General features: G+C 32.8%; 12 protein-coding genes. 3 read left to right on the forward strand and 9 right to left on the reverse strand.

All coding sequences use genetic code 11. The features are described 5' to 3' along the window. Positions 1-101: 101 nt before the first annotated feature. The 5 genes from ACWODM_RS15925 to ACWODM_RS15945 all read right to left on the reverse strand — a co-directional run bounded on the left by ACWODM_RS15925 (position 102) and on the right by ACWODM_RS15945 (position 2,789). Entirely contained in the window at positions 102-758 is a 657-nt protein-coding gene (locus tag ACWODM_RS15925) for a phage integrase SAM-like domain-containing protein (protein WP_455322314.1), read from the reverse strand. Positions 759-771: 13 nt separating this feature from the next. Continuing rightward, a complete protein-coding gene (locus ACWODM_RS15930; protein ID WP_455322315.1) occupies positions 772-957 on the reverse strand; it encodes a DUF3173 domain-containing protein in 186 nt (61 codons plus the stop codon). A gap of 50 nt (positions 958-1,007) precedes the next feature. After that, complete coding sequence (locus ACWODM_RS15935) at positions 1,008-1,847, reverse strand: rolling circle replication-associated protein (protein WP_455322316.1); 840 nt, start codon at positions 1,845-1,847, stop codon at positions 1,008-1,010. Positions 1,848-2,001: 154 nt separating this feature from the next. Beyond that, a complete protein-coding gene (locus tag ACWODM_RS15940; RefSeq protein WP_455322317.1) occupies positions 2,002-2,463 on the reverse strand; it encodes a hypothetical protein in 462 nt (153 codons plus the stop codon). Then, a complete protein-coding gene (locus ACWODM_RS15945) occupies positions 2,460-2,789 on the reverse strand; it encodes a hypothetical protein (RefSeq protein WP_455322318.1) in 330 nt (109 codons plus the stop codon). Before ACWODM_RS15945 ends, ACWODM_RS15940 begins: the two co-directional genes overlap by 4 nt. A gap of 195 nt (positions 2,790-2,984) precedes the next feature. Between ACWODM_RS15945 and ACWODM_RS15950 the strand changes: the two genes are divergently transcribed. Beyond that, complete coding sequence (locus tag ACWODM_RS15950; protein ID WP_455322319.1) at positions 2,985-3,833, forward strand: helix-turn-helix domain-containing protein; 849 nt, start codon at positions 2,985-2,987, stop codon at positions 3,831-3,833. 40 nt (positions 3,834-3,873) lie between these two features. Here the strand turns inward: ACWODM_RS15950 and ACWODM_RS15955 are convergent, their stop codons facing one another. Beyond that, entirely contained in the window at positions 3,874-4,143 is a 270-nt protein-coding gene (locus ACWODM_RS15955; protein ID WP_455322320.1) for a type II toxin-antitoxin system RelE family toxin, read from the reverse strand. Further along, a complete protein-coding gene (gene relB / locus ACWODM_RS15960; protein WP_455322321.1) occupies positions 4,143-4,358 on the reverse strand; it encodes a type II toxin-antitoxin system RelB family antitoxin in 216 nt (71 codons plus the stop codon). Before relB ends, ACWODM_RS15955 begins: the two co-directional genes overlap by 1 nt. A gap of 446 nt (positions 4,359-4,804) precedes the next feature. Between relB and ACWODM_RS15965 the strand changes: the two genes are divergently transcribed. Together ACWODM_RS15965 and ACWODM_RS15970 are read left to right on the forward strand one after the other, a co-directional pair. Beyond that, on the forward strand, positions 4,805-5,539 hold the full coding sequence (locus tag ACWODM_RS15965; protein ID WP_455322322.1) for a hypothetical protein: 735 nt from the start codon (positions 4,805-4,807) through the stop codon (positions 5,537-5,539). Between the two features lie 148 nt (positions 5,540-5,687). Continuing rightward, positions 5,688-6,302: a hypothetical protein gene (locus ACWODM_RS15970; RefSeq protein ID WP_455322323.1), complete on the forward strand. Its 615-nt coding sequence runs from the start codon at positions 5,688-5,690 to the stop codon at positions 6,300-6,302. Positions 6,303-7,165: 863 nt separating this feature from the next. Here ACWODM_RS15970 and ACWODM_RS15975 read toward each other — a convergent pair. Together ACWODM_RS15975 and ACWODM_RS15980 are read right to left on the reverse strand one after the other, a co-directional pair. Then, positions 7,166-7,375, reverse strand: a complete 210-nt coding sequence (locus ACWODM_RS15975) for a hypothetical protein (protein WP_455322324.1) — start codon at positions 7,373-7,375, stop codon at positions 7,166-7,168. Continuing rightward, the gene (locus ACWODM_RS15980) at positions 7,372-7,965 is read right to left on the reverse strand and encodes a M56 family metallopeptidase (RefSeq protein WP_455322325.1); all 594 of its coding nucleotides are present in this window, start codon (positions 7,963-7,965) and stop codon (positions 7,372-7,374) included. Before ACWODM_RS15980 ends, ACWODM_RS15975 begins: the two co-directional genes overlap by 4 nt. Positions 7,966-8,079: the final 114 nt, after the last annotated feature.

Genomic DNA, 8,079 nt, shown 5'->3' on the forward strand with positions numbered 1-8,079 from the left:
TTTAGTTGAATAACAGATAAAAAATTCTGGAAATAGTCATCCTCTGCGTCAGCACTATTCGTTTTTAACATTTTTCAGAAAAACAAATAATCTGAATATTCTTACTCTATTTGTGCAACACTAGTGAACCAGATTATTACAAAACACATGTGTTCATAAAAATCAGATTTGTAAATGATAGACAGCACATGCTCAAACTCTTCTTTTGTCCAAAAAGGAACAATCGATTTTCCTTTTGGGATAGCTCTGGTTCGCTTCGAAATATTTTCCTTAATGAAGTCTAAGGATACGGCATAATCTAATGTTTTTCGAAACATTCCGTAAAGGAGAGAGCTGTAGGCTTGTGAATAACCACTTTCTGTCAGTAACCAGATACGGTAACTTTCACAATCTCGGACAGTAATTTCACGTAATTTTTGATTTTTGAAGAAGTCAGCCATTTGTTCAAGTCCACTCTCACGAGAATTCCAAGTACTTCGTTGTACGGAAGCTTTATAATACGGGATATAACTTTTTTTCATAAATTGCGGGTAAGTTAAATCATAGTTTGCAAAACCGTTATTGACCATATATTCATTTTTTAATCGTATTACTTCTTGATGTGCTTCTCTGGCGGATTTTAAACGCTGACCATGCTCATTTTTTGTACTCTTTTTTTGAATTCTCTTTCCAGTCACTCGATCGAGTCCGAGCTCCACTAAATAATAAAATTGTCCTTTTTTATTTTGGTATACACAGGAATATTTTGTTTTTGCCATGAAGTATTCCCCCTTACTGTAGGGGAATACCGATAATCTCTTCAACAATGTATTTAGGAACAACCCCAATACGTTTATTATTATAATACGGATAGCCCTTATTGACCATTTTTACTTTCGATTGGCGAATAATCGTCACTGCTTGATTAGGGCGAAAACCCAATGCTTCTAAATCTTTCTTGCAGACTGTACCTTTCATCTTTATCACTCACACTTTCTTTCAAAGAACATTAATGACAAACTATTTTTCTACGTTTCTTTTTTTATTTTTGTATATTTGACTACACTTTCTGAAAATTCAATTTTCCAATCTGTAGCTCCATTTTCATCTGTATCATAGAAGAATATGGGCTTACGGAAAAGGTACTCATTGGAATAAAGAATTTCTTGGGTGCTTGTATCATAAGGGGTACTTGCCAGTGACTTGCTTTCGATAGGCGACTTCAAATTTTGAGATTTGAAAAAAGCCTTTTGCTTATGTTCTTTTAAATCTAGGTCTTTATCAAAGTACTTGCTGACATATCTCCCTCGATTTTCAACGCTATCCACATCAATTTTATTGATTCTTATGAAGCCATTTCCCCATATTGTTGCCAAAGTGTTTTGTTGGATATAAGGAAATGAAAAAAGTATGATGTGATAGTGGATAGCTCCCCGTTTTTGTTTCTCCCACGTAGCAATATATTTAAGTAATGCTTTTTTTGTATGATAGATTTTATAGTTTAATCGTTTGATAAATTTATTAAATTCGTTATTCGTATATGTGATATCATGAATATTTTCTTTAAAAGTAAGTGTGAGAAATTTTGTCTGTTTATCAAAATTGGTATCAACTAATCGTGCAATTGTAAAACGCATATTGCGATAATGTTTTTGTTTTCTTTTTAGACTATCGTATTGTTCTTGTGCGGATAATTCATCATAAATTCTTTTAGTCTCTTCTTCTTCATATAACCATGCAAGTTCTTCTTTGTATTCGTTGTTGCTTTCTTTTGACGTCTCTTTTTTTAATTGAATAGGTGTGTCGTATTCCCAAATTTCTTTATACGTAGGAGTTTCAATGATTTTTTGATTGTACGCTAGTAACAATCGCATCACTCCAGTATGGAAAGAAATAAAGCTCTTTTTTTCGACAGATGTTGTCCTATATATCAAGTTAAGGGGAAGAAATGCAGGGCATTTCTTCTAACGCCTGTTCCATCGTCTGGTGGTTTTCGTCGGAGAACGGAAAGGGCTTGATGCCCTACCGTTTCCGCCGAAACCAGCCGCTGGAAGAGCCGTTTATTTGCTCTTCCAAGTGTTTCAATCGTTTGTCTAAGTGGCGAACTTCATTTTCTAATTGATTCTGCTGTTCATGTGCCTGTTGTCTTGTGGTCGTTAGTTGCTGTTCCAGTTGCTCCATCAATAAGGCATAGATTTCAGTAGTTGAATAGTAAGTACAACTATCCGTTACTGTATCAAATACTTGTCTTAAAGCACCGTCACGTCCTTTTTCAGCGATTAGAGGAACCACCTGATTCAATCGATTAATTTCTTCTAAAGTAAAAACACGTCTTTTCTTATGACTGATAGAAGAAGATTCATAATGAAAGTGATAGTGACAGTTTTTCTGAATAAAATTTGCCCACTTGTTAAGGGTAGAAATAGAATGCAATCCATGCACACGTTCCACCGTTTCTTTTGCAGTAAAGTAAGTGACTGTCATTTTTCTGCAACAAGAGTGGCAGATTCTGCAAAAGCAGAGAGACCATAACTGACAAAAGGACCATTGACTCTGCCCCATGGTCGAATATCTAATCCCGTAAAACGAAGTGTAGCGATTCCGTTTTCGTCTAACTCTTCTTTGGAAATCACGGGAAATTCACTATCTACTTTGACCATTACTTTTTCAAATCGCAACTTAGGTAAAATACATTCATAACTCCAACCCAACATCTCGCCCTCTTTTTGCCATCTTGAAACATTCACTACTTGATATTCCTTTTCTAATTTTTCATTAGGTAAGGTAAAATCACTAATTTTGATTGGCATATCATTCACTCCTCGTAAAATATATTGACTTTTTTCAACAATCCATCACAATGTAGTGGCCTCTACAATTATATAATATACGAAAAAATATACGATGTCAATAGAAAAGCGTGAAAAATATATACGAAATAATATACGTGTGGTATACTAAAGAAAAAAGGAAGCATGTTGGAGGAGAAAACGATGTTTGGAATTTTGAAACCAGATAAAAAACAAGTGGGGCAACGACTGCAACAAGTAAAGGATGGCTTAGGCTTATCCTTTGCGGATTTTGGAAAGCGGATTGGGGTAAAAAAGACAACCATTAATTCCTATGTCCAAGGCTATAACCTTGTGCCTATTGAGGTAGCAGAAAAAATTGCGAAACTCAGTGATAAACCTATTGGATGGTTCTATTTTGGTACAGTCGAGGAGTATTTAATGGACTATCTAACCATACGCGGAGAGGGAGAGCTGTTAAAGGCACATCCAGAAGTGATTGATGAAATCAAAACTATTTTTTATACAGATGATTTTAAAAATCCTGGATGGGAGAATGAAGTCGGGTACCCACATGAAGAATTTGTGGATGATTGTTTTGCAGAGAGTGCCTATAAATGGATAAAAGAAGAAGTCACTCAATTAACAAGAAAAGAAGTAGTACGTCTTGAGCGTTTTAAGGAAATGAGTTCGGCTAAAAAAGAAGAATTGGTTACTTTGGTTGCGCAAAACGCCTTTAGTTTTATCTGGGAAATTGAGGCACTTAAGTATGGAGATACACGAATACTGGCAATTGTAAAGGAGATGCTTAACGAAATAGAAGTAGAAGAAGATATTACGTATAACGAGAATTTCTTAGTAGGCAAACTGATCAATCTGTTGGCGGATGATAAAAAAACAGAAGAGGTCATCAAATTACTTTCTCAAGGATTGACTCAAAAATCTTTTTCCACTTTCTTTGGTGGAAAAGAATTAGTAGCCATTTTCCAGTCCCTGCGACCGGCATTGATTGAGCTCTATGCTGAAAAAAGTGATCCTGATTTTTATGATTGGTTTGAAAAGTGAAGAAAAGAAATAAACTCTTGCTTATTCTTAGGGCAAGAGTTTATTTGTGTTTGTATACATCGTTTCGTTTTCCTGTTTTAATAATCAGGACGATAAACTCATGGTCTATAATATCCACAATCAAGCGAAAGCTTCCTACTCGGTAACGCCAAAGTGTTTTCATCTCTCCCTCAAGGGCTTTTCCCCATTGTCGAGGATTTTCAGCACCTTCAATATGTTCATCTAACCATTTAACCAATCGTTTTTGAATAGGTTTGTCTAATTTTTTAAATTCTTTATAGGCTTTTTTATCAAAACTCCACGTATACATCAGTCAGAATAGACCTCTCTTACTATTTCTTCCCGAGAAATACGCTCATTCTGTTCCTTTAAAATAGCAATTCCTATTTCATAATCAAGCGAATCTTCGACTTGTTCCAGAATAGTTTTACGCATAAATTCAGAAACACTCATTCCTTCAAATGCAGCCATCGCTTTTACTTTTTTGTACTCCTCGTCAGGCATACGAACGGTAGTAGTGGTCATAAAATCAACTCCTCTAATATTTATAGGTTCATTATAACACAAACGAATACGATTGTATTCTGATTAGGCTTTTAGTTAGTGATTATGAATAAATTAAATAAAATATCAAAAACCATTGACGTTAAATGATATCGATGGTATTTTTGTATTATCGAAAGTCATCCAATGCTCTATTGGTTTCATGCCAATATTTTGGGCACATTTTCAAAAATGTTTTGTAATCCATATTTCTTTACCATTGAGAGGAGGGCAGATTAAAAAGAGTAGATAGCAAATTTAAAATATAATATGAAATGGAGAGTTAATTATGAAATTGAGTAAAATAATCTTACCGATAACATTATTGTCATTTTTTTGTAATTTCAGAAAAAGCGTATGCTGACGAAGAGTTACAGCTTAGTAAAGAGACAGAACAGCTTGTTCATGAATACAAAGAGAAATATCCAATGTCAAAAGATTTTATAGCAGAATCTATTGTAATTATTTCGGAGGATGAATCTTTAACCAACGAAACTTATGAGAAAGCAATACAAACAACACTAGATTCTGTAAAAGAGTTCGAACAAAATAACCAAGAAAAAATGAATGAAAAATTACAAGAGCATGAAAAAGCTTCATCAAATTCAATTCAAGTTCAAAATCAAATTGACTATAATATGCAAATAGGAACTTGGAAAGGTTTGGCTTCATCTGTGGATTTACTTGGATGTAATGGAACAGCTCGATTAATGAGACACGCAGTGGTACCTTATGAACACGTTGGTGAAACCAATTGGAGTCCCGGAATTTATGTAGAAACTAATACCGCATATGCAAGAAGTGCGGCTACATCATCAATAGAATTAAATAACGAAATTTATTATAAATTTTACACAGAAATCGTTAACAACGGGTTATCGTCAGGGACTATAACGGGGTCGTTTACATTTACACGAAGTAATTCAAGCTTGGATTTAGCAGCTGGTATCCATTCTGCTAATTATTCAGTAACTTTCGGAAAAAAATCTAATGGTAGTGGCTATAGTGCTAGTTATTCATTTACAGATGTTTATGATTTCGAATATATGTCTGATAGTAGTTATCCTAAACCTATGGAAGCAGCAAATAATTTAGGCTATTCATTGCAAGAAGATGGCTATATTAAACCATATTTCATAGTTCTGCGATCCAACAATCATTAAAAAAGGATTAATTGAAGTTGAGCAATTCTTTTTACTTCAATCAATTATATATATTGAAAGCTTAAAGCTCTTGCTTTTATGTTTCTTTATATCATGTTAGAATGCAATATGAGAATAGAGTAAATCATCTAAAAAGGAGAGTTTAGATATGACCAACTATTTTCATTATCTTTTATTAAGTGGGTTCCTATTAATGATTTTTGGCTTGTTTTTTTACCAAAAAAACAGAAAAATAGCATTAATTATTATTAGCTCAGTTCTCTTGTTACTATTCGGAGTGTGGATGATAATATCAAATGCTATTGAAAAACATGCAGTGTTCACTGCCTTGGCAATCATGCTACCTATTGTTATGCTAATTTTCTTTATTAAAGGAATGAATAAGAAAAGCGTTCTTTTCTTTATTTTCTTAGAAATCTTAGTATTAGCTGGACGACACGTAACCAATTATTATGGGTTTGAAAAAGAGTACCTCATCTTGAGTAGTACTTCTGCCAATGATGAGTACAAAATTGAAGTCTATCAAAAAGGATTAAATCCAGACTTTGAAAGCGTACCTGTTATATTTAAAGACAACTATGATCATAAGTTTTCTTTAAATGACGGACCCTTCACTAAAGACTTATATGATGATAATGATATTTCAATTGTATGGATTGAAAATGATAGGGCAGAAATTACTATTGATGAGGGAAATTTACGCATGTATGGACGTGTCAAACATATTTTTTATACGGATGGTGAATTTAAACTAAGCAAATAGAGTCAAAATTTAAATCTAAAATTGAATTAATTGTTTGAGAAAGAAAATAAATTTTGGGCTCTTTGTCAAATAGTGTTGTTTCGCAATATCCATATAATGAAGAAGGACTTAGGTTCTTCTTTTTTTGTTATTTAATTTGTTATTTTTTAAGGTAGTTAAAGTTACCCACATTCTTTTTATTGAATATCCAGTACGCCTTGTTGGATAAGGATGCGTTTTTGGAGATGCTTAAAGATCCGAAATCCAAAAGCAATCCATTGAATCATTTTAATTACATTGTTTTTTGCTATTCGAGTAAGGCTGAGTAAAAGATAACTAACGTAATGGCTTCTCGGTATTGTAGAGCATTTGTTTTCCTTCATTCAATTTTGTTATCCAACTTAATTATAAGGGAAACGAATGCTTTTTTGTTATAAAAAAAAGATGTCGTTCCTAATTTCTTAGTAACAACACCAAATATTATAGACCCTGATAAAGAATAGGGTGTCTTTCCTATTTATGCCACAAGGAATTAACGTTGAAAAATATGTGTAAAAGTTGAGTTATTAGAAAGTAATTTACTTAGTGACTGCTTAACTGAACAATGTATAAAGAGTTTAATAATATCAGTGATTATTAAAAACAAGTGCAAGAAAAACTTCTATACTTTTGTTCAATATTAACAAAATAGCTTTCCCTTTTTATTCATCGCAACATTTTTCTTTCAGTAATAGTATTTAAATGGACATATTAATGTCTCTTTAAATAGACTATCGTACAATAGTTTGTTCAAAATTTTTACTATGCACTATTTTATACATTTTTGTTGATTGCTCAGCGGACACTACTTATTTGTTAATTCGTTTGTATGATTTAATTTTTAGCTAGGCAAGTATCCAGTCACCTACCCATTCTTTTAAAGTGTAATTGTAAAGTCTTTTATAAATTTTTCCATCTACCACTTTTAAGCGCCAATCAATAATGTGTGCCAATGGGGTAGAACTAGCATATTCAACAATCGGTTCGTTGTGATGTTGTAGCGGACTGGCTGATACAGATAGAAATAGATTAGATAAAATAAGTAGCTTTATCATTGGGTCTCCTCCTCTCTATAAATTTTTAACTCGTTAAAAGGAGCTTCCATTGGATCTGTAATACTTCCAATTTTTTGATTATTTTCATATAAATAATAGTTACCGTCAAGAGTTTCAAGAATAAAATTTTGGTCAGGTTCATTGATTTCAAAAGTCGTTTCCTTAATAAGTGTATCTATTTGATACGGTTCAAATACAATGGATGGTAGCAACAGCAACATAAAAATTAATGGTAGAAGCGCTAATCGATTGCTTTTCTTTGCGTTTCCTTCGAAAAATAAATTCATACGTTTTGTAAGTAAAAATTTATTGGGGTATGTAAAGTTACTAACTAGATCCAAAGCCAAGATTTTTTTTCTTTTCTCTGCTTTCTTTTTGACACTTATTAAAGTGTTTGCGTAATCTAGTTGTTCTAATTCACATAAATTGCTAGTGACTTGATTGTCTACTCTCAACTCCATTAGAAATGATAGTTGATTCTTTAGGAAGTAAATAGGAGGAAACCACCAATAAATAGCGGTTAATACTTCCAAAAAGAGTTTAACAATTAAATCTTTATTCTTAATATGTTGTATTTCATCCTGAATAATTCATACTTTCCTTATAATTGTTTAGAAACTGCCTAACGGCAGGAAAAATTAACTTTTCGATTCTCACCCGTTAAGTGATGAAAAAAGAACCCCATTCTGTTATGGTAAAGGTGA

This window comes from Enterococcus olivae, from assembly GCF_053760925.1.